Source organism: Candidatus Weimeria sp. HCP3S3_B5 (genome assembly GCF_052064335.1).
Classification (GTDB): Bacteria; Bacillota; Clostridia; order Lachnospirales; family Lachnospiraceae; genus Weimeria.
The window spans coordinates 18,690-45,068 of record NZ_JBQHVU010000018.1 but is presented as its reverse complement, the minus strand read 5'-3'; the positions used below and the strand labels follow the sequence as shown (position 1 = coordinate 45,068).

The following is a 26,379-nucleotide window of genomic DNA, read 5'->3' as shown; positions in this document are numbered from 1 at the left end:
ACTCCTCAACATTAGCTATCCTTTTTCCGGCAGATACCTTATTACCTGGCCAATATCATCAGCGATAAATACCACACACCCAAACCTGGATGAGCTGTCTGATACTGTTCCGCTAATGTCATCGATTTCTCGATAAACAATTTTTATCGCTGGGTCCTTTTCCATTTGATCTATTATGGTCAGATCATCATCAGAAAAGACAAATCTTACTCCAGCCGGGCTGGTATTTTCGGATGGTTTCAGATCCGGCTCTTCACCAAGTGCCACCTGAATTACCGCTTTGACAAAATCGACACCTGTAGAAAGTTGGACTAAGGAACTTCCTATGAAATCTCCTCCCATCCTTCCGCCTATCTCAATTATTCTGATAGTACCATCGACAGCGATCTTTATTTCCGAATGAGAGGCTCCGTACTTTATATCAAGTGACGTAAGAGCATGCTCCACCACCTGCTTTACTTTTTCAAGCACTTCATCTGACACTGGTGCTGGTTCCAGGTGTCCTGTCTCAATAAAGTGTGGAGAACCTGTCGTATATTTCTGGGTAAGCGCCAGGAAATGATGCTCACCTTGCCAGGAAATGTATTCAACGCTGTATTCCTGACCTGTGGCAAATTCTTCAATTAAAACTTTCTTTTCAAAACCTACTTCTGCCGCAGCTTTTACAGCAGCAGAAATACCATTTTTATCAGAAAGTTCCGTTATTCCTCTGCTACCGGATCTGTCTGTCGGCTTTACTATAACGGGGTAACTGAATTCATTATCACTTAGCATCTGGTCTATTTCATCATCTGACAGATCAGTGCCTTTCATTTCCATGCTCTTTGGTGACGGGTCATTATTTCTTCTGAAGCATTCCCGCATCTCTTCCTTGTTTGTCGATACCCTGGCACAGTAAGAAGAGTTCCCTATGAGTCCCAGTTTCTTTGCAACATAATTGACAGTTATTGCTCCCAGATCAGTAGCTATAGTGCAGATTCCATCTACTCCTATTTCTGCGCATTTATCAGCTATCTGTTCTTTTTCTACAATACTTATAGGATAAAAAAAATCTGCAGACTCTTCTCCTACATCATGCGCCTCCCACGCAAATACATGGGTCTCTATGCCCATTTCTTCAGCCTTCTCTATAAGCGGCTCCTGTAAGTATGATGCTCCTATTATAGCTAGTTTTTTCTTACTCATCCTTATCCTCTTTTCTTCCATTCAGCACATCTTCGATCAGGTATAGCGGTCTGTTCTTTACCTGCATAAATATGTTTCCCACATATATTCCTACTATTCCAAGTCCAGCCAATAACAGTCCGCCCATAAGGAAAATAGATGCCACAATACTCGCCCAGCCCGCCGGTGAATGGACTATAAAATGTCTTACCACTATAACAATCACTGCTATAAATGCTGCCAGCGACATTGCCATACCAACTCTGAAAAGAACTCGCAGCAGTTTATCTGACTGTGATGTCAGGATCTCTGTAGCCATGTTCATTCTTTTTTTGAAGTTGTATCCACTTTTACCTGCATATCTCTCATGATGCTCCACCACTATAGATGTCCTCTTAAATCCCATCCACTGGATGTACATCACAAAGGCTCTGTGCATTTCTCTCATACTGCAGTAAGAGTCTATGACCTTTCTGCTGGATATGGAGAAATTTTCGAGTGATTCATCATACTTCACATCTGTTGCCCAGGAATATAGTCTGTAAAAAAGTCCCGAGACAAAAATTTTGAACGCGGAATCTTTTCGCTGCGCGCGTCTTGCAAATACTACATCATACCCTTCCTGTGCTTTATTATACAGTTGTTCTATTTCCTCCGGCGCATCCTGCAGATCACAGTCCATCACTACAACCCAGTCCCCTGTGCTATAGTCAAGACCAGCCAGTATAGCTCGTATCTGCCCGAAATTTCTGGATAAGTCTATACCAACTACATGGCTGTCATTCTGACAGACTTTCTTGATATTATTCCATGATCCTTTAGGACAGCTGTCATTTACCATTATGATTTCATAATCATCACCAACTATTTTATGCAGTACATCTGTAAGTCTTTTATGCAGCTCCGGTATTGCTTCCGGACAGCCATACATAGGTATAACAACTGATATCTTCATTTCTTTCCGGCCCATAATTCATCAAAACGTTTCAGTTCTCTCTCCTTCTTGTAGTCTTCCAGGTATCTGATATATGTGTATTCCGGCTCATAACCGAGTTCTGATCTGGCATTATCTATATCCATTACAAAACTCGTGAAACTATCATTCATTGGCACTTCATGGATCTGAGGATGCGAACCTTCAGGTGCAAAAACGCTTATCATTCCTTCTATCTGTTCACGAAGCGTTGTTCTGATCCCGGTTCCCGCATTATAGGTTCCACCATTAACATTTGCAAATAATGCCTTATACATCATCTGGCACAGATCTTTTACATAGAGAATGTCTTTAAACGCATCAGGGTTTCCCCAGAGTTCTATATCATGACCAGAGACAGCTTCCTCTATCATATATCTGTATCCGATTTTTTTCTCTCTCCCATCTACAAAGTATGTCGATTCCGGTGCATACATGTAGACATTTGGAAGCCTGAATACGAAATTCTTTATTCCGAATTCTTCCTTATAGTATTCCATGGTATCGACCACTGTGCATTTGGTTATAGCATAAAATGCATGGTCTCCGGTAAACAGAAGTTTTCTTGGAAGAGATGGTGATAATACTTCAGTACTTCCCCAGTAACCTGCCTGATCAGCCCAGGTCTGGGTATATAGAGCTCTGTCTGCTCCAGCCTTTCTGGCATACTCCATTATCCTGAGACTTCCTGTTATATTTGTCTGCACATAGGCGAAAGGATCGTATTTTTTCATATATGCTGGCAACAGTCCTGTCAGATTTACTATTGCATAGACATTTTCCGTCGGGAGTTTTTCAAAATCTTCCTGGCGGCATATATCTACTTTCGCAGCTGTCACATCTTTTTTCTGGTAAAAATCAACTCCACGACGCGCACATGCCACAACCTCATAGTCATCTGGCAGATGATCTATACAATAATCTGTAAAATACGCTCCAATGTATCCGGTCGCCCCAAAAATAACTATCCTCTTTTTCATCTCATGTAAAAGTCCTTTACAGTCTGTACCACTTTTTCTCTGTCACTCTGAACAAGTCCATAATACATCGGCAGTCTGACAAGTCTCTCACTTTCCTTTGTCGTATACTCGTCATTCCCGTTAAATCTGCCAAATTTATATCCTGCAGGTGCTGAATGAAGCGGTACATAATGAAATACCAGCTGTACTCCGTTCTTTTTGCAGTAAGATATCAGCGCCGTTCTCTCCTGCAGATCCTTACACTTCAGATAATACATATGTGCATTATGCTCACAGTACTCAGGTAAAAATGGAAGCTCTACCTTTCCTGACGCTGCCAGATCCTGAAGCTGCTCATTATAGTAATTCCATGTCTCCATTCTATCTTTTTCTATTTTATCAGCCGACTCCAACTGAGCCCATAGATATGCCGCATTAAGCTCGCTCGGAAGGTAACTGTCACCGAAGTCTACCCAGGTGTATTTATCCACCTGACCTCTGAAGAATTTTGCACGGTTGGTTCCCTTCTCACGAAGTATCTCTGCCTTTTCGTTGTACTCCCTGTTATTTATGACAAGAGCTCCGCCCTCGCCCATAGAGAAATTCTTCGTCTCGTGAAAGGAATAGCATCCGAAATCTCCTATGGTTCCCAGATATCTGCCCTTATACTTACTAGTCACTGCCTGTGCTGCATCCTCTATGACCTTGAGCCCATGTCTGGTTGCTATATCCATGATCGTATCCATCTCACAGGCTACCCCGGCATAGTGGACACAGCAGATGACCTTTGTCCTATCTGTTATGGCTGCTTCGATCTTTTTCTCATCGATATTCATGGTATCTGGTCTGATATCCACGAAGACAAGCCTTGCGCCGCAAAGGACCGCGGCATTGGCCGTACTCGAAAAGGTATAGCTCGGAAGAATCACCTCATCACCCTGCTTCAGCTCACAAAGCTCAAAGGCCATATCAAGAGCCGTAGACCCGCTGGTAGTAAGCATTACTTTCTCTGCGTTGAATCTGCTCTCAAGCCACTCATTACATTTCTTTGTGAACGCTCCGTCGCCACAGATTTTATGAGAATCAATGGCCTGCTTTACATAATCTATTTCCCTACCTACGCATGGCGGGATGTTAAAGTTTATCATGATGATATACCTCTTTTTCTTTTCAGATATAATAACACAATGATGCAAAGTAAACCAGATATCGTAGCAATAATTCCTTCCCTCTGCAGAGGCTGTTTGTAATCAAGTTTTACAATATTCTTACCTGATTGTATCTTAATTGCCTGAAATCCAATATCAGCTCTGTACAGTTTCACCTGATGTCCATTTACTTTTGCCCTCCATCCCCTATCCCAGGTCACAGGGACAAAAATATATCCAGGTGTTGATGATTCAGCCTTTATCATCATGTGACTGCTGTTTTTCCCTTTAAAAACCTTTACAGCGGTTTGTGTCTCAACTGTATTCATCCTATTTAATTCATAGTCAAAATCCTGTAGGACTAATGAAGTTTCCAGTGCCTTCTGCCTTTGCACTTCTGTAAGTTCAGCAAAATCACTTTGTCGCATTACATTCTTATAGATCCTCCCAAGTCCCATGCTGTTTTCATTTTTGTACGCTCCAATACCATCTGCCAAATTTTCTATTTGCGAATAGCAATCTGAAACCGGAGCTTTTGACAGAACATATCTTATCCCAAACAAAGAGGCCATTCCACCGTTCTCTGCATCAGCATTGAATGTCACATACCCTGGATTACCACCCACATTCACTGTTTTTGGCCATACCTCTGTCATAAAAGACTGTACATATTTTGAAAACGTAGTATTGTAGTATGATATCCCCAGATAATTTTCCAGTAGAGCATCATTATAGAAACTGTCATCATAGGTCTTTTCTATACGAATCAGCTCTTTATCATCGGTCCTTATCTTTCTGAGTATCTGGCTCGTATCCTCCACATTCTTTGTGTATGTGCTATCTGATGTAATGTTTAATCTTATTAGACTTGTTATTGCCGAATCCGCAATGACACTAAAGATTATAATGCAAAACACTGCTGAAGCTATAAACCTGTTTTTTCCCTTTTCCTTATAGTCAGATATTATCATTACAGCAAAAGTTAACAGGCATATTACAATCACTGTCAGATAAACATCAAGTATGCTTCTATCCTGAGTATTAGCTCTCACATGCTTTATATAGATAAAGCATAACATAATAGCAGATACTACTGTAGTGCAAAATACTATTATGCGGGTATCCTTATGCAGCCTTCTAAAATTTGAAAAAAACCACGCAATAGCATATGCCATTAATGGAATATATACATAACTATATCTGGTAGCTGTTGTAACAAATTTATTACAGATTGCTCCTCCTAATGGCATCAGCATCATCATTCCTGCGATAATAGCCAATATCAGATAAAGCCACCTTTTCTCATCTCGATGTATTTTTTCCACAAAGAAAATGATCAGCATGGACGGTCCAAGACACGAGAAAAAAAGCTGACTTAATTCATAATAATTCAGTGGCCCTATATAATTATTTGCTATTCCAAGAAGGTTATTTGAAAAGAACCTTGTAAAGATCCCTCCTAATGTCGCCAGATCAAAAAACAAAGGGACTGACATTTGTCCGCCAATTCTGGAGCTTACCTCTGTAAGCTGATAGTATGCGGGTAAGGAAATAATACCTGAGATCAGTACTGCTACGATAACATCAATAATGATCGTTGCAAGCTTTCTTATTATTCTTTTCGTATTCCATACATTAACAAGTGATAAAAGCCTTAATACCAGATATGCCACGCAAGCCAGTGCAATAGGGAAGGCTGTATACAGGCTTGTAGCAAGTGTCATAGCAATCGATATTATCATCCAGACAGATTTATTCTGATCTCTTATCGTTTTTTCGATCAGATATATATCAAATATCATGAAAACACATGCCGTAGCAAAAAAATAGTGCTGTCCCCACAGAACCAAAAAACCATTAAATGCACATACATAAGCCCCTATAACTCTCCCATTCCAGTCAAGCTTAAACTCTGACAGCCAAAGAAATGTAATATAACCTGTAAGCAGGCATTTGGCCATATGAACATAGATCAATCCGTAAGCCATGGCCCATCGTCCACCAACCAGATATAAAATCACAAGTGGAATATTAAATGGGTCGCAAATAATGGACTGATTATTTGCAAGATCAACACCAGTCCCCCAGTTCATACACCAGGTGGAAAGATCACCTGATCTTATTTTTTCAGCAAGCATCGTCAATGCCGGAAAATATTCATTCCATGTATCAGATCCGATATCGTAAAAAATCCAATAGCTATTTCCGAAAATATATTTACAGTACACTAATAAAGCTGTACCCAACATCATGATCATTAATACAGCCCGAGGAGGAACGACAGCCTTATTTATATCCGTTGTTTTCAAATATCTTTTATTCCGGTTTGACATCAGTTTTCCTTTTCTCTTAGCTTCCTGAAATGCTCGCTCACAAGGCCCTCATCCTCTTCCGGCCTGAGACCCTAAGCCAGTTCGGATAAGAGCTGTGTCATTGCTGCCTCGTACCTGTCATCCTTCTGTATATCTTCTGAATCCTTCCTAGAACTGCTCTGCGAATCCCTTCTGCATCCTCTGGAAAATTGCTGCAGCGGCAATGCAGAGGACAAGGGAGACGGCGAAGACGATCCCTATTCGTGGCATGTCCGGTATAGCGTGATCCATAAAGATATCGCGGTAGGCATCCATTATATGGGTCATCGGGTTCATCTGAATCAAAGCACCGATTCGGGAGCCCGCAGGGAAGATCGAGGTCTCGTAGATCACAGGTGCCCCGTACATGGCCATCATCAGGATGAAGTTTACTATATACTCTGTGTCCTGGATATAGGCATCTATGGCGCCGAATATCGTTCCAAGGCCAAGGCCGAAGAGTCCCTCTGTCACTGCTATGACAGGAAGGAATATCAGGTGCCAAGAGATCCCTATCCCAAAGCCCAGACAGAATACTACTATAATGATGCATGAGATAAAGAAGTTTATAAGTCCTGAGAAAAAGGCCGAGAGTGGCAGGATGATCCTGGGAAAATAAACCTTCTTTATGATACCGGAATTGGACTTGATGCAGGTCGTCGACTGGTTCACTACTGTCTGAAAGAAGGTCCAGGGTATGATACCTGTGACCAGATAGATCACATAGTGATCGGCTGATCCCTTCATCAGATAAGGGAATACTATTGCATAGACAAGTACCTGCAGCAGAGGATTGATAAAGGACCAGAGTACGCCAAGAACAGAGGCCTTGTAGCGGCCCCTGATGTCCTTTTTCACATTAGTCTTTAATAATTCCCTGTATTTATAGATTTCTTTTAGCATTATTCTACTGTTACTGTTATCTGCTTCCCTGCTATCTTTTTCCCATCGATCACTATCTGTGCCTCTATCGACAGTTCTCCGGCCATATCCGGCGTGAAGGCTGCCGAAAAACCCGGCGCCCTGTCCTCTATGTATCCGGCGTATTCCTCCTCGTATACGGAAAGCACATCCGGCCGCTCAACCAGAGAAATATCTGTAAGCCTCTTTCCGTTTACGCTTAGTGTGAAATCAAAGTTGTCACTGTCAGCTATCCTCCAGCCGCTTATTCTTAGCTCGCCTCCCTTTCTGACATGTGAAAAATCCGCCGGATAGTCGATAAATACCACTCCCTTGTACTTTTCCGTGCCATTTTCATGGGCGACTCTTTTCTCCTCCTTGTGGTCTATGGCTGACTGCTTCTTATAGGCCTCTATCACATAGGCTGGATCTCCGTCGAGACGGAGAGTCCCCTTATAGATCCAAACGGCTCTCGTACAGAGCGCTCTGACCTGGTCTAAGGCATGTGAAACTATGACTATAGTCTTTCCGGAATCCTTGAGCTCCAGAAGCTTGGCATAGCACTTGTCCTGAAAGTGCTGGTCTCCGACTGCCAGGATCTCGTCTATGAGCAGGATGTCTGCATCTACATTTATTGCTACAGAAAAGGCCAGCCTCATATACATTCCCGAGGAATATGTCCTGATCGGCTCGTCGATCGCATCTCCCAGCTCGGAGAACTCGATTATCTTATCTACCCTGCTGTCAATCTGCTTTCTGGTCATGCCAAATATCGATGCATTGAAGTAGATATTTTCCCGGCCGGTGAAATCGGGATGGAAGCCGGCTCCAAGCTCCAGAAGAGACGTCACCCTGCCGGCTGTCTCGACTGTCCCGCTTGTCGGATATATGATCTGTGTCATAAGCTTAAGAAGCGTTGACTTGCCGCTTCCGTTTACACCTATCAGGCCGACAGTCTCGCCCTTTCTGATATCAAGGCTTATATCCTTTAGCACCAGATGCTTCTGGGCTCTTGTATGACGCCTTACCAGAAAGTCCTTCAGAGTCTTTGCCCCGTCACGGCTGATGCGAAACTCCTTTGTCAGGTTTCTGACCTCGATCGCATTATCGCTGTTTGTCATACCTTCATCCTGTATCCGACACCCCAGACCGTCTCAATATACTGCGGTCTGTCCTTATTGATCTCTATCTTTTCACGGATCTTCTTTACATGAACCGTGACCGTAGCTATATCGCCGACTGAATCCTGATCCCAGATCTTCTGGAAGATCTCCTCCTTAGTGAATACCTGTCCCGGATGTCTGGCGAAAAAGAGCAGAAGCTCATATTCCTTCGTGGTAAGATTCTTCTCTACTCCATCGACCCATACCTGATGTGATGTGTCATCAATCCTTAAGCCCCTGATCCTTATGATATCGTCGTTGGCTGTGGCGTTCGCTGCCGTGACGAGTCTGTCATACTGAGCCAGATGGGCCTTAACTCTTGCTACAAGCTCACTTGGTGAAAATGGCTTGGTGATATAGTCATCCGCTCCGAAGCCTAAGCCCTTTACCTTGTCTATATCATCCTTTCTGGCTGACACTATTATTATAGGGGTATTCTTCTCCGTCCTGATCTGTCTGCATATCTCAAAGCCATCGGTCCCGGGAAGCATTATGTCTATGATGTAGAGATCGAACTCCTCATCCATAGCCTTCTCCAGTCCCTTGGTCCCGTTGTTTTCGATCAGGGCTGTGTATCCTGAAAGCTCGAGATAGTCCTTCTCAAGCTCAGCTATTGCCTGTTCATCCTCAATTATCAGAATCCTGCTCATCCGGCTCCTCCTTGTCACTGCATTTTTTCAGCAGAAAATAAAACTTACTTCCGGTTCCTTCTATACTGGTCGCCCAGACCTGGCCCCCATGATCGCTTATTATCTTCTTGACGATCGACAGGCCTATGCCGCTGCCCTTGATCTGGGTATTTCTGGCCTTGTCGGCCCGAAACAGACGCTCAAAGATATGAGGCAGGTCATCCTGACTGATCCCGCGTCCGTTGTCCGCGATCTCTGCCTGTATGAATTCTCCTGCATCAGATACCCTTAGCATGACCTTTAGTCTGATTCCATCTCTCCTGTATTTTACAGCATTTGATACCAGATTGTGAAGTACCCTTTTTATCTGTGATGTATCTATCATTATCTCACAGCCATCCGGCAGGTCACACTGGTAAAGAAAGATAGCATCCTGACTGTCAAATTCCACCTCGTTTTCCTCGGCGAATTCATCGAAAAATCCCCTCGCATTCACCCTTGAGAAATTATAAGGGATAGAGTCCGTATCTATCTTTGTAAAGACCGACAGCTCGTTTAACAGATCATTCATCTCACTTGCCTTATTGTGGATGATCGTCAGATACTTCATCTGCTTGTCAGGCGTAGGTGCTATCCCGTCGATAAGTCCCTCGGAATATCCTATGACTGAGGTCAGGGGAGTCTTCAGATCGTGGGTGATATTGCTAAGAAACTTCCTCTGTGCATCCTCCGTCTCAAGCTTCTGCATCGCATCGGCTCTCAGATGATTCTTCATCCTTTCTATGCTTCCGGCAAGCTCTGAGATCTCGTCCTTTCCCTTGACCTTCAGCGTGAAGTCCAGATTGCCGTTCCGGATATTCTCCGTAGCCTCCTGCATCCGTCTTACCTTCCTGATGATGCTGTTGTAAAGCAAGGTCACTATAACAAAAGCCGTGATCAGAAGTATAAGCGCCATCCAGAGCACATAGGTGATAAGTATCTTTCCGGCTCCAGGGATCACTGTCCCGGTAGGCGTGATGACAAAGGCCTGGCCATGATATCTGTCCTTATAATCTCCGAAATCAACCTCGCGAAGCATTGCCGACTGGTTCTCAAGCTTTACCACCATCACATCAGACTCGGACAGCTTGCCGTATACAGGAAGCCTGGAGTATCTGGGATGCATGCCGTCCGGAGCTCCGTCGAAAACTACCCTGGTCCCCTGCTTTACGACGAGAAAGGAATTGGCGCTACTTAAGCTTGAGTTTATCTCCTTAAGTATATCCGTCTTTAAGAACCTGTCCGGAAAGGCTTTCGACCAATGCTTCAGCTCCTGCACCTCCGGGTCCGTATCGTTTATCAGAGTATCGATCGTATTTGTAAAATACAGCGGGCTTGTCTCCTCGTTCCCGTTCACCCTCCCTGAGGCGATAAGGAAATAAAGGACAAAGGCCAGCAGAATCGGAAGGATCACTATCAGCAGAAAGCTCATAAATAGTCTCGTCTTTAATCTCATCTGATCCTCTCACTTATCACATATACAATAGCTGTCCTATTACCCTTGGAAGAGTGCTTTTCAGATAGCCGCCTCGTATCTGAGTACAGATACGCCTAAGCTTATTGCTCTTCCTGAGATCGATAAAGTCCATAAAGACCCTTTCCACAGCTGGTGTCATAGCATCTCCATAGCATCCATAAAAGCCTGTTGCCTGATCAATAAGCCTGCCGCAGCTTTCGCGAAGCCGTCTCATGTCAAGATGCGAGAAGATATAGGACATGCTTCCTAAGTCCCTGGCGCCGACCGCATTGTCACCATGCTGCCTGTATTTCATAAGCTTTATCGGAAGATGCCTTATGCTTCCGAATGATGCCGCATAAATCGCAAGCCACCAGTCATGCATCTGCATTCCAGGATACTCATCACGGCACACTCCGTTTACAAGAGGCCTGTTCACCGCGATCGTACATCCCATTATATAGTTCTGAACCAGAAGCTTCTCAAGGGTAAGGCTACCTCTGACTCTTGTCTGAAGCCGATCATCCCGGCACGGGATGATCTTCAGGTCCTGATCTGCTATATATGCATCAGAATATACGAGCTGGGGCATATCCTCATCGGTAAAGGCCTCTGCCATCCTCTGCACCTTATCAGGCATCCAGTAATCATCCTGATCACAGAAAAATACCAGATCGCCATCAGAGCTTGCCGCAAGCCTTATGAAATTTGCTGCCGCAGAGCCTGATCTCCTCTGGGGCAGGATCCGTATCATAGATGGGTATCTGCTTTGATATTCCCTGATCCTCTCTATTGTGGAATCAGTCGATCCGTCATCCGAGATCAGGATCTCTATGATATCCTCTCTCCTGTGCTGCTGGGCGATCAGAGAATCGAGCTGGGTCCCTATGAACTTTTCCCCGTTGCGTGTCGCAAGAAGGATCTGGAGCTTCAACTTTTCTGCGCTTTCCTTATCAGATTATTTACTGCAAAGCCAAGTCCCAGCAGTATCCACATCACAGGAGATGTGCAGACATTTGAATCGTTTGCTATTCCGGCAGCTGTATGGGCACAGATTCCCGCAAAGATACCGATCGAGATGATAACAAGCGGTTCCTTTATATCGTTTTTCCTGATCAAGCCGGCTGTCTGGACCATATATCCGATTACCACTACCAGATAGAATATCAGAGCCAGAAGTCCGTTTTCAACCCACTGCTGGAGGAAAAGATTATGCGGCTTAACATCTACTGATGTGGTCTCTGATTCTATAAGCAGGTCCTTCATTATATAATTGTCCTGTGGATAGTCCATAAGGAAGGTGTTTGATCCGCTTCCGATCAGGATATGCCTGCCGAGAAGCGGTATGGTCCGGTTCCAGATGATACCTCTGTTACTGAAGAAATCCTCCGGAAAAAGGCCTGCCGTCCTTATATGGTTATTAAGCTTTACGACCTTACCGGCGCCTGTTATGTACCCGTACCCCTCCTCAGTCTGTATGAACCAGAATTCACGGCCGCTTGTATTTATGGCCACATATGGAGTTCCATCTTCTGTATTCTTCGGGACCACCGAAGCCAGATTTTCATCCCCGTCGTTTATCTGTACCGCGCTTCCATCCCACTGGCAGTCGTATTTGCTTCCGTCGTCTCCCTCTGCCGTCACATTGAGCTGTCCGCTATTGTCAAAGCTGAATACTATCCTGCATTTGCTGCCATCCTTCATGTCAAGAGTCACATCATTCTTATTGGTCTCTATGTCCTTTAAGGTCCCTGCTGTAAGAGGGGTAGGATCAGCGGTAAGCATCCTTTGGGCCAGGCTTTTTACCGGAGAAACCGTCAGACTAAGTATTATCCCGACAAGGATCACTGCAGCAAGTGCCGAACATGCTGCTATAAACAGCTTTCTCTTCCTCGACAGCACGACCAGCAGAGTGATGATGCCGGATATCACAAGGCACATCACTCCTGTGATAGATATATCTGTAAAAAGCAGGATAACTGAGCATGCTGCCAGGGCTGCCGAGAGTATCCTTGCGGTTCTCTTCTTTATCGCAAAGAAGGATGCTACAGATAGCGGAAGGATAAGTCCCAGGTAAAGTGAGAAGAAGTTCGGGTTGTAGAGAGTCGAATAGGAGGTGCCCTTTGGCATCCTGATCACAAGGCTGTCAAGATTGCTCCAGTATGACGGGCCTGAAAAGAGCACTTTTCCGAACTTTGTCGCAAACAGATCCGCTCCGAAGCCCTGGAATACTCCTATAAGCATAAGAACGAGTACGAAGATCCCGGTCCATTTGAGAAAGGCCAGAAGTGTCGTCCTGTTCTCTGTGACCGCACATGTGTAGTAGGCAAACATCAGATAGCAGAGGATCACAAGGACCGACTCGAACATCTCATAGGAGCCGCCAAAGGCGAAGCCCTTCCATTTTGAAGCAAGTCCGCTAATCAGTACCATTGCTCCATAGGCAGCCATTACAATGAATAGTCTTGACTTTGGCAGCTTGTCATAGTTTGCTGCCTTATAGATAAGCACTATGGCCATAAGGATCCCGACTGCGATTATAACAAATGACTTGGCAGCCAGAAAGATATCGACTACAGTCCCGTCTGTAGAGAACCACTGATAGTCTGAAAGGTGGGAATCGTAGGTATAGGTCCTCATTATAAGTGGAATGATACCCGCTGCAATCACTGACAGTATTATCCCTGCCGATGCCTCTTCCCTGTATTTCCTTTTATTGTCCTTGATCGTTTTGGATGACATAATTAATCCTTTCTAAAAACCCCTATAGTATAACACATTCCTAAGGATTTTCCATCCCCTGACCAGTTATTTCTTCATTCATCCTATCCCGCTCAGGATCCCTTATCCAGCCGTATTTGTTGAAGTACCTGATCGCACTAGCCAGATGATGACAGAGCATACGGATCGAATGATAGGAGCCTCTCTCGTGGATATGGGTAATAGTCACCAGAGGATAATAGATGGTCTTTCCGACCCTGTGAAGACGGCGGATCAGATCGAAGTCCTCACAGTACATAAAGAATCTCTGGTCAAAAAAGAGGCTGTATTTCTTTATTGTCTCAACCCTAAGAAACATAAAGCAGCCCGAAAGACATGGGGGATTCATAATCTTATCATAATCCTTGTCTAAAAGGACATATCTGTCATTTTTCTTCCTTGCGCCAGGAAGATGCGGGAAGAACCTTCGCAGGATAAGGTCAGATGGCCTTGGCAGCAGCTTGCACAGATGCTGGAGTTCTCCATTCTGATCGATTACTTCTGGCAGCATATAGACTACATCGCTGTGATCTGTCGCATAGGAGGCCAGAGCATCAATGACCTGAGGCGAAAACGACAGGTCAGGATTCAGCACTACATGGTAGCTGCTTCCAAGTCTCACTGCCTCCCTTATGGCTATATTATGTCCGCTGCCATAGCCTGTGTTCCTGCCTGTATGGTGGATATATACGTATGGCCTGCTGCTTTCCCCAAATCCCTGATCAGCCCCCTCCTCTGGTGAATTATCCACAAGAAAAAGCAGCCTGTCCTCTGCCGGGCCATAGCTTTCTATTATCGTATCTATAAGAGTCTGTTTAGTATGGAAAAGAACGACTGAGGCCGTGATCATTGACTTCCTCCCCGCCTGCTGTCTGTAAAGCCCTCTGTGCTTTCCTTCTGGAAAAGAGTCCTTATGGTCATAAGGACAAGCTTTATATCCAGAATAAAGGAATAATTCTCCACATACATAAGGTCAAGTCTCAGCTTGTCATAAGCCGTTGTATTGTACTTGCCGTATACCTGGGCATAGCCGGTAAGTCCTGCCTTCACCTTGGTCCTGAAACCGAATTCAGGTATTTCCTTCTCATACATCTGATAATTCTCTATCCGCTCCGGCCTTGGTCCTACTATGCTCATGTCTCCCTTAAGTATATTAAAAAGCTGGGGCAGCTCATCTATCCTTGTCCTTCTTATCCACCTGCCTGTCCTGGTGATCCTGGGGTCGTCATCTACTGTAAACCTGGCGCCATTTTTCTCAGCGTCTGTCCTCATGCTGCGGAACTTGTAGATAGTAAACAGTTTCCCATCCTTTGTAACCCTCTTCTGCAGGAAAAATACACTTCCCCCGTCCTCAGCCTTTATCAGTATGGCTACTATAAGAAAGACCGGCGAAAGGATTACTATCGCGATAGCCGACAGAACTATATCAAAGAATCTCTTTACGGACCTCTGTCCAACCGATAATCCCCTTCCACGCACCAGAAGGAGCGGAGTGTCAAACAGGTTGATGTTTGATGCTCCGCCTATTATCACATCTGATATCTTAGGTACTATATATGTCCTGACGTCATTCTGATAACAGAATTTCAGTATATCATTTCTGATTTCCGCCGGCACGTCATTTATTATCACTGCATCATGGAAAAGGATCTCCCTCTTTATCTGATCGAATGGAAGCGAGGCACTGATAGTCTTCGTGATTGCATACTTGTCTGGTCTCTCCAGTATCTTGAATCGGAGATTCTCACCGTTTCTCTTCCCGTAGATAAGGACCATATTGCGAGGTACATATGTCAGATGATAAAGCCAGGTAAAGAAAAAAGGCAGAGCCACTGTGATAGCAAGATCATAGAGAGTAAGCAGCAGCATGGGCTTAGGATCCGACATGGTATTTAAGATCAGACATATCTGCCAGAATGTGATGAAATTTGTAACAAAAACAGACACCCACTGGGAGACTACTATATCAAAGAGCTTCAGATTCCCGAAGCGCAGTCCCTCTGTAAGTGCCATTATCACGTACATGATGATGAAATATATGCCCATCAGAAGCACGCGGCCCCTGCCGTAGAAGGTACGGACATACATCACACTGTAGCGGCTTTTCCATATATAAAAATAAAGTACGGTCAGGATCAGGACCTCGGCTATGCCCTCGAGCCTTCTTATCAGGTCCTTTTCCTCTGACCGCCTGGCAATGTCAATTCTCATGACATTAATTATAGTATAATTTCCTGATTATTTCAATCACCTGTTACTTGTTATTTGACAGGGAAGGGTTCTCGACCGGTATGGAAAGAGCTCCAAGGACATCTGTCACCTGTTTTACAGGAGTGATCTCCAGCGCATTCTTTACCTCCTCTGCCACGTCACGCAGGTCATCCATATTTTCCTCAGGGATGAATACGTGCTTTACTCCTGCTCTCTGAGCCGCCATAAGCTTCTCCGGCAGGCCTCCGATAGGATTTACAGAGCCATTCAGGGATACCTCACCTGTCATGGCCACCTCCGGTGTGACTGCTGTACCTGTCACAAGTGATGAGAGTGCTGTAGTAAGAGTGATTCCTGCAGAAGGTCCGTCCTTTGGCGTAGAGCCGTCAGGTACATGAATATGGATATCACTCTTTTCCAGAAGCTTGATCTTTGACGGATACATTGCCTTTACAAGTGAAAGGGCTATAGTAGCCGACTCCTTCATCACATCACCCAGCTGCCCGGTAATTGTGAGCTTTCCGCTTCCCTTGGTCATCAGGGTCTCTATATAGAGGATGGTTCCTCCGACCTGGGTCCAGGCAAGTCCTGTAATGATTCCAGGTCTGCTTTCCTTCTTGACCTTTTCCCGGTGGAGAGGATGCATATCAAGATAATCGCGGAGCTCATCCTTATGGACATCCACCTTTTCCTCTCCTGATGCTATCTTGACCGCTGCTATACGGCAGAGGGTATCTATCCTCTTCTTCAGACCTCTGACCCCGCCCTCCATCGTATAGTCGGAGATAATGGTATCAAGCGCCTCATCGTCTATAGAAAGCACTCCCTTAGGGATTCCGTTCTTCTCGAAGGCCTTTGGGATCAGATGATCCTTAGCTATATGTTCCTTCTCTGTAGGAGTATAGCCCTGGAACTCTATGACCTCCATCCTGTTCAGAAGAGGTGCCGGTATAGTATCGAGTGTATTGGCCGTGCAGATAAAAAGGACGTCCGACAGATCATATGGCACATTCATATAGTGGTCTGTGAAGCTGTTATTCTGCTCGGGATCAAGCACCTCAAGCAGGGCCGCTGCCGGATCGCCGTTGTAGGAATCCTGAAGCTTGTCGATCTCATCAAGTACCATGACCGGATTTGAAACTCCTGCCTTATGGATGCCATCCATTATACGGCCTGGCATGGCTCCTATATAGGTACGTCTGTGGCCTCTGATCTCTGCCTCGTCCCTGACTCCGCCTAAGGCTACCCTTACATACTTCCTTCCAAGGGCACGGGCTATGCTCTTTCCGATCGAGGTCTTGCCTGTTCCGGGTGCTCCTACAAAGAGAAGGATCGATCCGGCCTGCTGCTTCTTTAAGTTCATGACAGCTATCTGCTGGATTATCCTGTCCTTTACCTTCTTAAGGCCGTAATGATCCTCATCTAGAACCGCTCTGGCCTGCTTCAGATCTATATCCTTCGGCTCTTCCTTCTTCCATGACAGGCTTGTGACAAAGTCGAGATAGTCATAGAGCATACCGTATTCAGGAGAATTCTTTCCCTCCTGCTTGAGTCTGCCAAGGACCTTCCCGGCCTCCTTCCTGGCATCCTCATTCATCCCGTTGTCCTTAAGGGCTATCTCGAACTTCCTGATATCCGAGACATTCTCAGGATGCATATCGTCAAGTTCCTTCTGCAGGTAATCTATCTGCTTCTTAAGAGCTGACTCCCTGTATATCTTCTGATAGTCTGCCTCCTGGGCGCTGGCTGCCTCCTGGCCTATATTGCTCATCTCTATGTTCTCATAGATCATCTTTTCCAGGAGCTCTGTCCTCTTTGCCTTTGAATCCTCCTCAAGGATCTTGTATCTGTCGTCTGCGGAGTTGAAAAGCCACGGGCTCATCGCTGCCGCTATCTCGCCTATAGAAGAGAACTGGGCTATATATCCCCGGCTCATATTGGCCCACTGGGAATTATTGAAGTAGGAGACCAAAGCCTGCTTCAGCTTGTCGAGTCTGGCTCTCTCAGCCTCAGGGTCGCTCTCCTCTCCGGGTGTATCCTCGCGCCTTGTAGCGTTTACACTAATGGTATGATCTGCAAGGATAGTGATATCGGAGATATCTGCCCTCTTCTTGGTCCGGATGGCTACATAGCCGTTCTCATTCACCTCCGTGATGATACCGGAGACTCCGATCGGATAGAGGTCTGTCTCTGTGATATCCGCTCTATTCTTCGGCTCCTTAAGTGCTGCAAGGATCAGTCTCTCCTGAGCCTCAGGCTCCTTGCCTGCCATATTGCGGAAGGCCTCTGTCTGAATGTAGAGATTGGTCTCAGGAATCAGCATTACATTATATAGTGGTAGTACTGTCATTTTGTCCTCCTTCGCCTGTATCGGGTTAACAGTTACTGGCTTCTTTATATTGGTAGCACTCATCTACATAGAGTGCTAATTAAATTGTGTACGAAGTATAACACCAATTGCATAATATGTCAAGTAGTGGGATAATATTCCGGAAAGGAGTTTTAACATGACAATCTACCTCACCCGACACGGACAGACCGATCTGAACAAGGCCCACCTCATGCAGGGGCGTACCGATGCTCCGCTTAATGCCCATGGCAGGCAGCAGGCTCTTGATGCCGCCAGAAGGCTTAGCGGAATAAGCTTTGACGCTGTCTTTTCCAGTCCCCTTCGCCGCGCCATAGAGACCGCTTCACTTATGAGCGGCCTTGACAAAAAGGAAATAAAAAAGGACCCCCGCCTGATAGAAGTGGATTTCGGAAGATATGAGAATCGCAAATACTGGGCCTTAGGCCCAAGGATGCTCTCCTTCTGGCTCCTTCCTACCATTTTCCCTGCTCCATCTACAGTAGAGACCATCCATGACATGAAAAAAAGAGCCCATTCCTTTCTGGATGAGCTCTCTCAGACGTCCTATCAAAATGTACTTATTTCCTGTCACGGCGGCATCATGCGCGTCCTCTCAGGAATCCTCGGCCACAAAAGAAACGAGCTGATGTGGAATCCAAAGCCTAAGAACTGCGAGATAAGGATCTATCGTCTCTGATCCTCGCTCTTTCCTATCCTTTCGGTTTCCTTCATCATTTTTGCTACTGATCTGCTGATCTTTGTCGATTCCTTGTAAAAATATTCACCAGCTTCCGTCAGTGTAAATGTCCGGTTGTGTCTCTCAAGCAATCTGACTCCGAGATTCTTCTCGAGAAGGCCGATCTGCTGAGAGATAGCCGACTGCGATACTCCGCAATCCCTTGCGGCTGCCGTAAAGCTCTTCGCATTTACCACTGCCAGAAAATAGTCTATCTGTTTTAACAGCAAGCTTTGCTCTCCTTCCAGCTTTTAATACTATATTTCCAAGGTTATTTTTACATATCCAGCCGATTTTGTCAATATTTTTAATGCATTTATCCAATTTATTGTAACGCTTTTTTTATGCTACCATAATGAAGAAACTTGCCTTCTTCTCCAAGCTTACCGATCTCCTCTGAGTCCGCAAACATATATCCTTCTGTCTCATCCTCCTGAAGATGGATATCCTTGTCCTCCATCTCGATAGTGTACTTGTAGACATCTACGAAATAGTTGTTCTTCTCCTCAGGATTATCACGTCTGTAATCAAAGGCAAAGCCTCCGTCCAGCGCATTTTTCACATCTATTCCTGTCTCCTCAAGCACCTCTCTCCTTACTGCGCAAGCAGAGCTCTCTCCGGCTCTCACTCCGCCTCCCGGTACCTCGTAGGAGCCGGGCGCCCATTCCTTGTCCATCTTTCTCTTTGTGATCAGATACTTCCCGTCAGGCCTTACAAGGACTCCAAGCACGCTCAGATGATAATCTCCGTCGGCCATATTCCAGTCGTTTCTTTTCATAGTCCGCCCTGTAGGCCTTTTGTCCTTGTCATATATATCCCAGATCTCATCCAGACGTGAAAGCGCCTCTTCCATGTCGTCATCCTCCTTTTCCTCTATCTCATCGCCATATCCCTCCGGAAGGAATGGCATAAGGGCCTTTCTGAAAATAAATGCTGCTCCGTATGCTGCTGCGCCGAACCATATTATAGCAAGGAGCGGCAGAAAGAAATAGGCTCTCCTCGGTGACATAAGAAGAAGTATCCCCGGCGAAAGCAGGCATACCGCTATTCCCAGGGTATATGGGAATCTGGCAAAGCTTATCATCAGTCCGTTCTTTATCATATTGCCGACTGTATTGTCAAAAATGGCCTGCATTGTAAGCGAATACCAGGTCGTAAACAGGACTATCATAAGCCCTATAAGGAAAATGGCAAAGAAAGCCACTGTCATGCCGCCCTTCAGGCCGGATCTGATCCCTATAAAAAAATCAGCTGCAAGTATCAGAAACAGCGGGATCTGGATCAGCCATATAGCTGTGCTCTTCCTGAAATTATCCTTAAAGGATCTGAAATAAGCTTTGGTAATCGCCGTGCCCTCGGTTCCCAGCGTCATCTTCCAGGCTATATCCATAAGAGCTGTAAAGGCTGCCCCTATAGTAAAGACCGGAAGCGAGCAGATTATGAACCAGATATTTATAAGTGCCAGATTCGCGACCTTTGTCATAGTAGACGCAAATGGTCCCTCCGGATCTGTGATTCGAGACATCTGTTTACCTCCTGAAAAAGTCATAATAGTTATATGTTAATTGAAAACACCTGTAAATGCAATAAAAAAGATGAAAGATTACACTTTCATCTTTCTATTGCCTTTACCGATTCCCTTTCAAGAAGCGAGGCAGAATACACCAGCTGCCGTGGAGTATCGTCTCCGTTAATCGCCTTCATCAGAAGATCTACTGAGGACTTTACCATCTTGTCCTTTGGCTGGCTTATCGTCGTAAGAGACGGGATCGTAAACCTTCCAAGGTCTATTCCGTCGAAGCCGACCACCGAGAGATCATCCGCTACATTAAGGCCTGCCTCTGATATCGCCTTATAGGCTCCTATAGCTGTTATATCTGAAATGCAGAAAAGAGCTGTAAAATCAGTTCTGGCCAGAAGCTTCTTTGCGACCGCATAACCATTTTCCGTGGTGAACTCCGGAATATCCTCCTCCATGTATCCGACCAGATCCTCGTCATAGGCTATCCCAGCTTCCGCAAGAGCCCTTTTATAGCCTGACAGTCTCTGTCCTCCCACCGCACGATCATCCTTATGTCCTGTGATTATCGCTATCCTCCTGTGGCCCTTTTCGATCAGGTACTTAACTGCCTTGCAGCTTTCTGCGGCGTCATCTATGGCGACAAGATTCACATTCGGCATAGGGGTATACATGCTGTGCGCTACCGTACACAGCACATAGGGCACATCAAGCTGGTCAAGCTCCACGGCAGGATCCTCCATTTGTCCTCCAAGGAATATGACTCCCTTAAGCCGCTTCTCCTTGGCAAGCTCTATGGCCGAACGTGAAACTGCCGTATTTTCATCTACCAGATGGATCAGAAAATCATAGCCATTCTTATAGAGCAGGGTCTGAAATCCGTCAAACATCGACTGAAAGAATATATTGTTCAGTCCGCGCACTATAAGAGCTATTGTATTGGATTCCTGGATCTTTAAGTTGCGGGCGCTGTTGTTTGGAATATAATGAAACTTCTTTACTACCTTAAGCACCCTTTCCTTTGTCTTGGGACTGATCCCCGGGTCATCGTTTATAGCGCGCGAGACCGTGCTTACACCTACTCCGCAGTATTTCGCGATATCCTTTATTGTAAGCTGGTCCGACATTCTATCAGTTCTCCTTTACTATCTTTACAGTCTGCCGTACACCTCTGTAAGCTTCCTTATCTCTTCCGCCTTTTCCTGGCTCAGTGCCTTTTTCCTGACCCGCCATCTCCAGTTATCTCCGAGAGTGGATGGAGTGTTGATCCTTGCCCTGTTGTCAAGCCTCAGATAGTCCCAGAGCGGTATCACTGCCATATCTGATACACTTCCAAGTGCCAGCCTTATCATACCCTTTACTACGGACGGCTTTGTAGCGGAATCAGGCAGGCCTAAGTAATTTTTCAGAGATTGCAGCTCTAATGGAGTAATGCTGTCTAGCCATCCCCGAAGAGTTTCATTGTCATGGGTACCTGTATAGACCACACTGTTCCTGTGATAGTTGAATGGCAGATACTGGTTTTCTTTATTGATCACTCCGGAGGAATCCCTGCTGTCAAAGCCGAATTCAAGAACCTTCATATTAGGAAAGCCACATTCCTTTACCAAAGCCCTTACACTGTCCGTAATAAAGCCCAGATCCTCGGCTATTATACGGACATCTCCAAGTTCCTGTCTTATCTTGTTGAAAAGTCCAATTCCAGGGCCCTTTTCCCAGTGGCCTCCCTTAGCTGTAGTATTGCCGGCCGGGATAGAATAGTATTCATCAAAGCCTCTGAAATGGTCAATCCTTACTATATCATAAAGCTCCTGACACTTTTTTATCCGTCTTATCCACCATTCATAGCCAGTAGACTCGTGATAATCCCATCTGTAGAGAGGATTGCCCCAGAGCTGACCGTCTGCCGAGAATCCATCAGGCGGGCATCCTGATACTGCCGTAGGTTTCTGGTCCTCATCCATCTGAAAAAGCTCTGGACCGGTCCATACATCTGATGAATCTGCCGCTACATAGATCGGTATGTCGCCTATTATCTCTATACCGTGATTGTTTGCATATTCCTTCAGCCTCTTCCACTGGGTGAAAAATTCGTACTGGATAAAGATGTAAAACTCTACATCCTCTCCCCGATCCTCCAGAAATGAGGCAAGTGCAGTCTCATCTCTTTTCCTGTAGTCATCCTCCCACTCTGTGAAGCTTCTGCCGTCATGTGCATCTTTTAGAGCCATGAAAAGGGCATAGTCAAACAGCCAGTCGCTTTCCCTTTCCTTAAATGCCCTGTAGCCTTCCTGATCCGTGTCAAAGCGGGCGAAGGCTCTTCTCAAAAGAGTGAATCTGTTTTCATACTGTTTTCCGTAGTCTATCCTGTCTTCATTTCCTCCCGGAAAATCGTGAAGGTCTGCTTCTGTCAGCAGACCTTCATTCTTCAGGGTATCAGGATCGACGAAATAAGGATTTCCAGCAAATGTGGAAAAGGACTGATATGGAGAATCTCCGTAGCTCGTAGGGCCGAGCGGCAGGATCTGCCAGTATGACTGGCCTGCCTGCTCGAGAAAATCCACAAATCTATATGCCTCTGCAGAAAAGCAGCCTATTCCGTATGATCCCGGAAGAGAAAACACTGGCATCAGAATTCCTGCTGATCTCATTATGTTTCCTTTCGTAAATAAGCCTGTATCAACCCTTAACTGCTCCAGCTACAACTCCTCCGATAATGTACTTCTGTGCAAGCATGTAGAAGACGATTATAGGGATAATAGCAAGTATGATTATGGCCATCATTGGTCCCCATTCGACCTGACCATGGCTGGTCTGAAGGAACTGGATAGCGATAGGTACTGTCTTGTAGTTTGAATCAAGCACCAGATAAGGCAGAAGGTAGTCGTTCCATATCCACATCGCCTCAAGAATGGCTACTGTGATATAGGTTGGCTTCATTATAGGTACTACGATCCTGAAAAAGATGCCCAGTGCTCCGCAGCCGTCTATCATTGCAGCCTCCTCTATCTCAAGAGGAATGGACTTGGCAAAGCCTACAAACATGAATGTCGCAAGACCTGCTCCAAATCCCAGATATACTGGAACTAATCCGATAGGATTGGTAAGATTAAGGTTCTGGGCTACATAAGCCAGAGTATACATTACCATCTGGAACGGAATTACCATAGAGAATGCGAAGAGTGCGTAAACGATCTTTGCTCCCTTGCTGTCCACTCTTGCTATATACCAACCGCACATGGATGTGCAGAGGATTATGGCTGCGACTGAAAGCACTGTTATGAGGACCGTGTTTCCGAAGGCTGACCAGAAGTTGGTATCAGCTATACCCTGTACATAGTTTGCCAGTCCTGCAAAGGAATCCTTTGTCGGAAGGACAAATGTATTGGCTCCTCCTATATTGCTGGTGGTCTTGAATGAATTTATCACAACCTCGAATATCGGGAAAATAAAGAAGAGTGATAATACTGTAAACAATATTGTCCAGATAAATCCGAACTTTACCGGCTTATCTGCCGGATCAAAGTTTGTATTCTTATTCTTTGCCATATTACATCTGCTCCTCTCCGCGTCTTGTAAAGTGCAGCTGTGCGAACGCTATTATTGCTACAAGTATGGTAAACAGTACAGCCTTTGCCTGTCCTACCCCCTGCCATCCTACTCTTCCATAGAAGGTGTTGTAGATATTAAGTGCAAGCATCTGCGATGCCTTACCAGGCTTACCTGCTGTAAGGGCAAGGTTCTGATCGAAGAGCTTGAAGCCGTTTGTCAGTGTGAGGAAGGTACAGATAGTGATGGTCGGGCGAAGGATAGGGATAACTACGTTCTTAAGGCGCTGCCATGCTCCGGCTCCGTCTATCTCTGCTGATTCGATAAGCTCGTGAGGCACTCCCATGATACCGGCTATATAGATTATCATTACATATCCTATCTGCTGCCAGTTCATAAGAATGACAAGGCCCCAGAAGCCGTACTTTGCGTTGCTTACTATTGTAGTGCTCCAATGTGCCAGAATGCCGTTGAAGATCATCTTCCAGATGGTACCAAGGACGATTCCTCCGATAAGGTTTGGCATGAAGAAGATGGTCCTGAATACGTTTGTCCCTCTGAACCTCTTGGTCAGGGCAAGCGCTATTAGAAATCCGAATACGTTTATCGTAATCACACTTACGACTGTAAACAGTGCCGTGTACCAGAGTGAATGAGTGAAATCATTCTCTGTAAAGATCTTCTTGTAGTTCTCCAGACCAACGAAGGTCGTGTTGTTGATTACTGTGAATCTGTTGAATGATAGATAAGCTCCCCATAGGAACGGTACTATGAAGCCAATTGTAAAGGCGATCAAGGTAGGAAGCACGAAAATGGGGAAGGCCCTTCTGACTGTCTTTTTCATCTGCCATTGTCCTTTCTGTGAAAAATCGATCTGATCTCTAGTGTTGCCAATAATATCTTTCCCGGGATACGGATTTATTTGGTCCCGGATTCCTGGAAATACATCATTTCCGCTTAGAAAAATCGGGCGGATGACGGTGGGTGTCATCCGCCCGCATGTCAGGCTCTGTCTTAAAGGAGGATAGGCAGAGCCCTGAATTGAGTTATATATCTAATGAAGAAGAAGCTTTAATATCGTTACTGAGCTGATGCAGCCTTCTCTGACTTCCAGTTGTCAACGAATGCCTTAACAACTCCGCTCCACTTGCCTGAGCCATCAGCATATGCTGTCATAGCAGAACCAAGCTGGTTCTTCCATTCCTCTGAAGGCATTGTTGTGAAGTTCCATGATACAGGTGTCTTGCCCTGAGCAACGTAGTCGTTTGCGATCTTTACAAGAGGGTTTGTTGTCTCGTACTTGTCTGTGAAAGTATCGAACGGTGTAACGAATCCCATCTTGTTTGCTATAGAATCACGTCCCTGATCTGATGTGATGACCCAGTTAAGGAAATCATATGTAGCCTGCTTGTCAGCATCGCTTGCCTGGCTGTTTACGCACCAGTAGTTCTCTGATCCTGTGCAGAGTCCCTGATTTTCCTCGCCGTCAACTCCGATGTAGATAGGAAGCATTCCAAGCTCATCGTCCTTGATCTTGCCGGCCTTCTGGATATCTGAGTAAGCCCATGTACCATTCTGATAGAAGACTGCCTCGCCGTTGTTGAACTCTGAGTTAGCGTCATCACCGGTCTTTGCAGCGATCTCGGTTGGCTTGCAGGTAGAATCTGTAAGGTAGAGATCCCAGATCTTCTTAAAGTTGTCGAGATACTCGCCCTTGATAGCGTCTGTATCTGTCTCGCCTTCCTTCTGGTACTCATAGTAGATAGGAAGGTTTGCAAGATGGGTCTTGAATCTCCAGTCTGATGAAGAATCCATTCCAGCTGATGTAAAGGCTCCCTTTACTCCGAGCTGATCCTTCTTTGCCTGAATGTCGTCTGCTACTTCCTTCAGCTTGTCGAAGCTGTTGATGTCCTCTGGCTTGGAGATCTTTGCGCCATCGAGCTTGCAGTACTTGTCAAGTAAGCCCTTGTTGTAGATGATTCCATAGGTCTCGATAACGTATGCGATTCCGTCAACCTTGTCTCCATCCTTAAGAACGAAGGAATCTGTACCGTCCTTCATGTGCTTGTAGATCTCTGACTTTGACATATCATCGCAGTAGTCCTTCCAGCTTGCAAGTCCTACAGGTCCGTTTACCTGGAAGAGTGTAGGAGCATCCTTCTTTGCCATCTCAGAAGTGAGCTGCTGCTCGTATGTTCCTGATGCGGCTGTAACAACCTTGACCTCTGTTCCGGTCTCCTTTGTGTACTCCTTTGCGAGAGCCTGCCAATCCTCGTCTGCCTCTGGCTTGAAGTTCAGGTAATAAACCTTTCCGCCTGATGCCTTCTTTGATGTGCCTGAAGAAGACTTGGTGGATGAAGATGATGTGTTCTTTGAACCGCCACAGCCAGCTAATGCTGTAACTGCCATTGCTCCACAGAGGAGCGCTGTTACGAGTTTTCTTTTCATGATTCGAATCCTCCATTCTGATTC

Annotated in this window: 22 protein-coding genes; 1 reads left to right on the top strand and 21 read right to left on the bottom strand. The window is 45.4% G+C overall.

The annotated features are described in order from the left end of the window. Nucleotides 1–15: 15 nt before the first annotated feature. From ACTNCK_RS09225 to lon, 14 genes are all read right to left on the bottom strand, one after another. Nucleotides 16–1,185 (bottom strand): ATP-grasp domain-containing protein, encoded by a 1,170-nt coding sequence (locus tag ACTNCK_RS09225; RefSeq protein WP_441082232.1) that lies wholly within the window; start codon nucleotides 1,183–1,185, stop codon nucleotides 16–18. Further along, complete coding sequence (locus ACTNCK_RS09220; RefSeq protein ID WP_441082231.1) at nucleotides 1,178–2,119, bottom strand: glycosyltransferase family 2 protein; 942 nt, start codon at nucleotides 2,117–2,119, stop codon at nucleotides 1,178–1,180. The genes ACTNCK_RS09225 and ACTNCK_RS09220 overlap by 8 nt, the downstream gene beginning before the upstream one ends. Further along, on the bottom strand, nucleotides 2,116–3,117 hold the full coding sequence (locus tag ACTNCK_RS09215) for an NAD-dependent epimerase/dehydratase family protein (protein ID WP_441082230.1): 1,002 nt from the start codon (nucleotides 3,115–3,117) through the stop codon (nucleotides 2,116–2,118). The genes ACTNCK_RS09220 and ACTNCK_RS09215 overlap by 4 nt, the downstream gene beginning before the upstream one ends. Next, nucleotides 3,114–4,244, bottom strand: coding sequence for a dTDP-4-amino-4,6-dideoxygalactose transaminase (gene rffA / locus ACTNCK_RS09210; RefSeq protein WP_441082229.1), 1,131 nt, complete (start codon nucleotides 4,242–4,244; stop codon nucleotides 3,114–3,116). The genes ACTNCK_RS09215 and rffA overlap by 4 nt, the downstream gene beginning before the upstream one ends. Next, nucleotides 4,241–6,577, bottom strand: a complete 2,337-nt coding sequence (locus ACTNCK_RS09205; RefSeq protein WP_441082228.1) for a YfhO family protein — start codon at nucleotides 6,575–6,577, stop codon at nucleotides 4,241–4,243. The genes rffA and ACTNCK_RS09205 overlap by 4 nt, the downstream gene beginning before the upstream one ends. A 147-nt stretch (nucleotides 6,578–6,724) precedes the next feature. Then, the gene (locus tag ACTNCK_RS09200) at nucleotides 6,725–7,498 is read right to left on the bottom strand and encodes an ABC transporter permease (protein WP_441082227.1); all 774 of its coding nucleotides are present in this window, start codon (nucleotides 7,496–7,498) and stop codon (nucleotides 6,725–6,727) included. Further along, nucleotides 7,498–8,616: an ABC transporter ATP-binding protein gene (locus ACTNCK_RS09195; protein ID WP_441082226.1), complete on the bottom strand. Its 1,119-nt coding sequence runs from the start codon at nucleotides 8,614–8,616 to the stop codon at nucleotides 7,498–7,500. The genes ACTNCK_RS09200 and ACTNCK_RS09195 overlap by 1 nt, the downstream gene beginning before the upstream one ends. Next, nucleotides 8,613–9,308, bottom strand: a complete 696-nt coding sequence (locus ACTNCK_RS09190; protein WP_441082225.1) for a response regulator transcription factor — start codon at nucleotides 9,306–9,308, stop codon at nucleotides 8,613–8,615. The genes ACTNCK_RS09195 and ACTNCK_RS09190 overlap by 4 nt, the downstream gene beginning before the upstream one ends. Further along, on the bottom strand, nucleotides 9,286–10,782 hold the full coding sequence (locus ACTNCK_RS09185; protein ID WP_441082223.1) for a sensor histidine kinase: 1,497 nt from the start codon (nucleotides 10,780–10,782) through the stop codon (nucleotides 9,286–9,288). Before ACTNCK_RS09185 ends, ACTNCK_RS09190 begins: the two co-directional genes overlap by 23 nt. Before the next feature lie 16 nt (nucleotides 10,783–10,798). Next, nucleotides 10,799–11,716: a glycosyltransferase family 2 protein gene (locus ACTNCK_RS09180; RefSeq protein WP_441082222.1), complete on the bottom strand. Its 918-nt coding sequence runs from the start codon at nucleotides 11,714–11,716 to the stop codon at nucleotides 10,799–10,801. Continuing rightward, nucleotides 11,713–13,524 carry an O-antigen ligase family protein gene (locus tag ACTNCK_RS09175; RefSeq protein ID WP_441082221.1) on the bottom strand — a complete coding sequence of 604 codons (1,812 nt, stop codon included), beginning with the start codon at nucleotides 13,522–13,524 and terminating at the stop codon, nucleotides 11,713–11,715. The genes ACTNCK_RS09180 and ACTNCK_RS09175 overlap by 4 nt, the downstream gene beginning before the upstream one ends. 40 nt (nucleotides 13,525–13,564) lie before the next feature. Continuing rightward, nucleotides 13,565–14,392, bottom strand: coding sequence for a hypothetical protein (locus tag ACTNCK_RS09170; protein WP_441082220.1), 828 nt, complete (start codon nucleotides 14,390–14,392; stop codon nucleotides 13,565–13,567). Continuing rightward, nucleotides 14,389–15,753 (bottom strand): sugar transferase, encoded by a 1,365-nt coding sequence (locus tag ACTNCK_RS09165; RefSeq protein WP_441082219.1) that lies wholly within the window; start codon nucleotides 15,751–15,753, stop codon nucleotides 14,389–14,391. The genes ACTNCK_RS09170 and ACTNCK_RS09165 overlap by 4 nt, the downstream gene beginning before the upstream one ends. A 43-nt stretch (nucleotides 15,754–15,796) precedes the next feature. Continuing rightward, complete coding sequence (gene lon, locus ACTNCK_RS09160; protein ID WP_441082218.1) at nucleotides 15,797–18,103, bottom strand: endopeptidase La; 2,307 nt, start codon at nucleotides 18,101–18,103, stop codon at nucleotides 15,797–15,799. Between the two features lie 157 nt (nucleotides 18,104–18,260). On the opposite strand from lon, the gene ACTNCK_RS09155 reads away from it, so the two are divergent. Further along, nucleotides 18,261–18,800 (top strand): histidine phosphatase family protein, encoded by a 540-nt coding sequence (locus ACTNCK_RS09155; protein WP_441082217.1) that lies wholly within the window; start codon nucleotides 18,261–18,263, stop codon nucleotides 18,798–18,800. Here ACTNCK_RS09155 and ACTNCK_RS09150 read toward each other — a convergent pair. From ACTNCK_RS09150 to ACTNCK_RS09120, 7 genes are all read right to left on the bottom strand, one after another. Beyond that, entirely contained in the window at nucleotides 18,788–19,069 is a 282-nt protein-coding gene (locus ACTNCK_RS09150; RefSeq protein ID WP_441082216.1) for a LysR family transcriptional regulator, read from the bottom strand. The two genes, ACTNCK_RS09155 and ACTNCK_RS09150, sit on opposite strands and share 13 nt — an antisense overlap. Nucleotides 19,070–19,164: 95 nt before the next feature. After that, complete coding sequence (locus ACTNCK_RS09145) at nucleotides 19,165–20,364, bottom strand: NUDIX domain-containing protein (RefSeq protein ID WP_441082215.1); 1,200 nt, start codon at nucleotides 20,362–20,364, stop codon at nucleotides 19,165–19,167. A gap of 86 nt (nucleotides 20,365–20,450) precedes the next feature. After that, nucleotides 20,451–21,485 (bottom strand): LacI family DNA-binding transcriptional regulator, encoded by a 1,035-nt coding sequence (locus ACTNCK_RS09140; protein WP_441082214.1) that lies wholly within the window; start codon nucleotides 21,483–21,485, stop codon nucleotides 20,451–20,453. Nucleotides 21,486–21,509: 24 nt separating this feature from the next. Next, nucleotides 21,510–23,009, bottom strand: coding sequence for a 4-alpha-glucanotransferase (gene malQ, locus ACTNCK_RS09135; protein ID WP_441082213.1), 1,500 nt, complete (start codon nucleotides 23,007–23,009; stop codon nucleotides 21,510–21,512). 28 nt (nucleotides 23,010–23,037) lie between these two features. Next, entirely contained in the window at nucleotides 23,038–23,907 is an 870-nt protein-coding gene (locus ACTNCK_RS09130; protein WP_441082212.1) for a carbohydrate ABC transporter permease, read from the bottom strand. Nucleotide 23,908: 1 nt separating this feature from the next. Beyond that, nucleotides 23,909–24,751 (bottom strand): carbohydrate ABC transporter permease, encoded by an 843-nt coding sequence (locus tag ACTNCK_RS09125; protein ID WP_441082211.1) that lies wholly within the window; start codon nucleotides 24,749–24,751, stop codon nucleotides 23,909–23,911. A gap of 236 nt (nucleotides 24,752–24,987) precedes the next feature. After that, nucleotides 24,988–26,355 (bottom strand): ABC transporter substrate-binding protein, encoded by a 1,368-nt coding sequence (locus tag ACTNCK_RS09120; RefSeq protein ID WP_441082210.1) that lies wholly within the window; start codon nucleotides 26,353–26,355, stop codon nucleotides 24,988–24,990. Between the last annotated feature and the right edge of the window lie 24 nt (nucleotides 26,356–26,379).

Coding starts and splice junctions, on each gene's coding strand:
- ACTNCK_RS09225 (WP_441082232.1), bottom strand. CDS start 1,185: ATGAGTAAGAAAAAACTAGCTATAATAGGAGCATCATACTTACAGGAG.
- ACTNCK_RS09220 (WP_441082231.1), bottom strand. CDS start 2,119: ATGAAGATATCAGTTGTTATACCTATGTATGGCTGTCCGGAAGCAATA.
- ACTNCK_RS09215 (WP_441082230.1), bottom strand. CDS start 3,117: ATGAAAAAGAGGATAGTTATTTTTGGGGCGACCGGATACATTGGAGCG.
- rffA (WP_441082229.1), bottom strand. CDS start 4,244: ATGATAAACTTTAACATCCCGCCATGCGTAGGTAGGGAAATAGATTAT.
- ACTNCK_RS09205 (WP_441082228.1), bottom strand. CDS start 6,577: ATGTCAAACCGGAATAAAAGATATTTGAAAACAACGGATATAAATAAG.
- ACTNCK_RS09200 (WP_441082227.1), bottom strand. CDS start 7,498: ATGCTAAAAGAAATCTATAAATACAGGGAATTATTAAAGACTAATGTG.
- ACTNCK_RS09195 (WP_441082226.1), bottom strand. CDS start 8,616: ATGACAAACAGCGATAATGCGATCGAGGTCAGAAACCTGACAAAGGAG.
- ACTNCK_RS09190 (WP_441082225.1), bottom strand. CDS start 9,308: ATGAGCAGGATTCTGATAATTGAGGATGAACAGGCAATAGCTGAGCTT.
- ACTNCK_RS09185 (WP_441082223.1), bottom strand. CDS start 10,782: ATGAGATTAAAGACGAGACTATTTATGAGCTTTCTGCTGATAGTGATC.
- ACTNCK_RS09175 (WP_441082221.1), bottom strand. CDS start 13,524: ATGTCATCCAAAACGATCAAGGACAATAAAAGGAAATACAGGGAAGAG.
- ACTNCK_RS09170 (WP_441082220.1), bottom strand. CDS start 14,392: ATGATCACGGCCTCAGTCGTTCTTTTCCATACTAAACAGACTCTTATA.
- ACTNCK_RS09165 (WP_441082219.1), bottom strand. CDS start 15,753: ATGAGAATTGACATTGCCAGGCGGTCAGAGGAAAAGGACCTGATAAGA.
- lon (WP_441082218.1), bottom strand. CDS start 18,103: ATGACAGTACTACCACTATATAATGTAATGCTGATTCCTGAGACCAAT.
- ACTNCK_RS09155 (WP_441082217.1), top strand. CDS start 18,261: ATGACAATCTACCTCACCCGACACGGACAGACCGATCTGAACAAGGCC.
- ACTNCK_RS09145 (WP_441082215.1), bottom strand. CDS start 20,364: ATGTCTCGAATCACAGATCCGGAGGGACCATTTGCGTCTACTATGACA.
- ACTNCK_RS09140 (WP_441082214.1), bottom strand. CDS start 21,485: ATGTCGGACCAGCTTACAATAAAGGATATCGCGAAATACTGCGGAGTA.
- malQ (WP_441082213.1), bottom strand. CDS start 23,009: ATGAGATCAGCAGGAATTCTGATGCCAGTGTTTTCTCTTCCGGGATCA.
- ACTNCK_RS09130 (WP_441082212.1), bottom strand. CDS start 23,907: ATGGCAAAGAATAAGAATACAAACTTTGATCCGGCAGATAAGCCGGTA.
- ACTNCK_RS09125 (WP_441082211.1), bottom strand. CDS start 24,751: ATGAAAAAGACAGTCAGAAGGGCCTTCCCCATTTTCGTGCTTCCTACC.
- ACTNCK_RS09120 (WP_441082210.1), bottom strand. CDS start 26,355: ATGAAAAGAAAACTCGTAACAGCGCTCCTCTGTGGAGCAATGGCAGTT.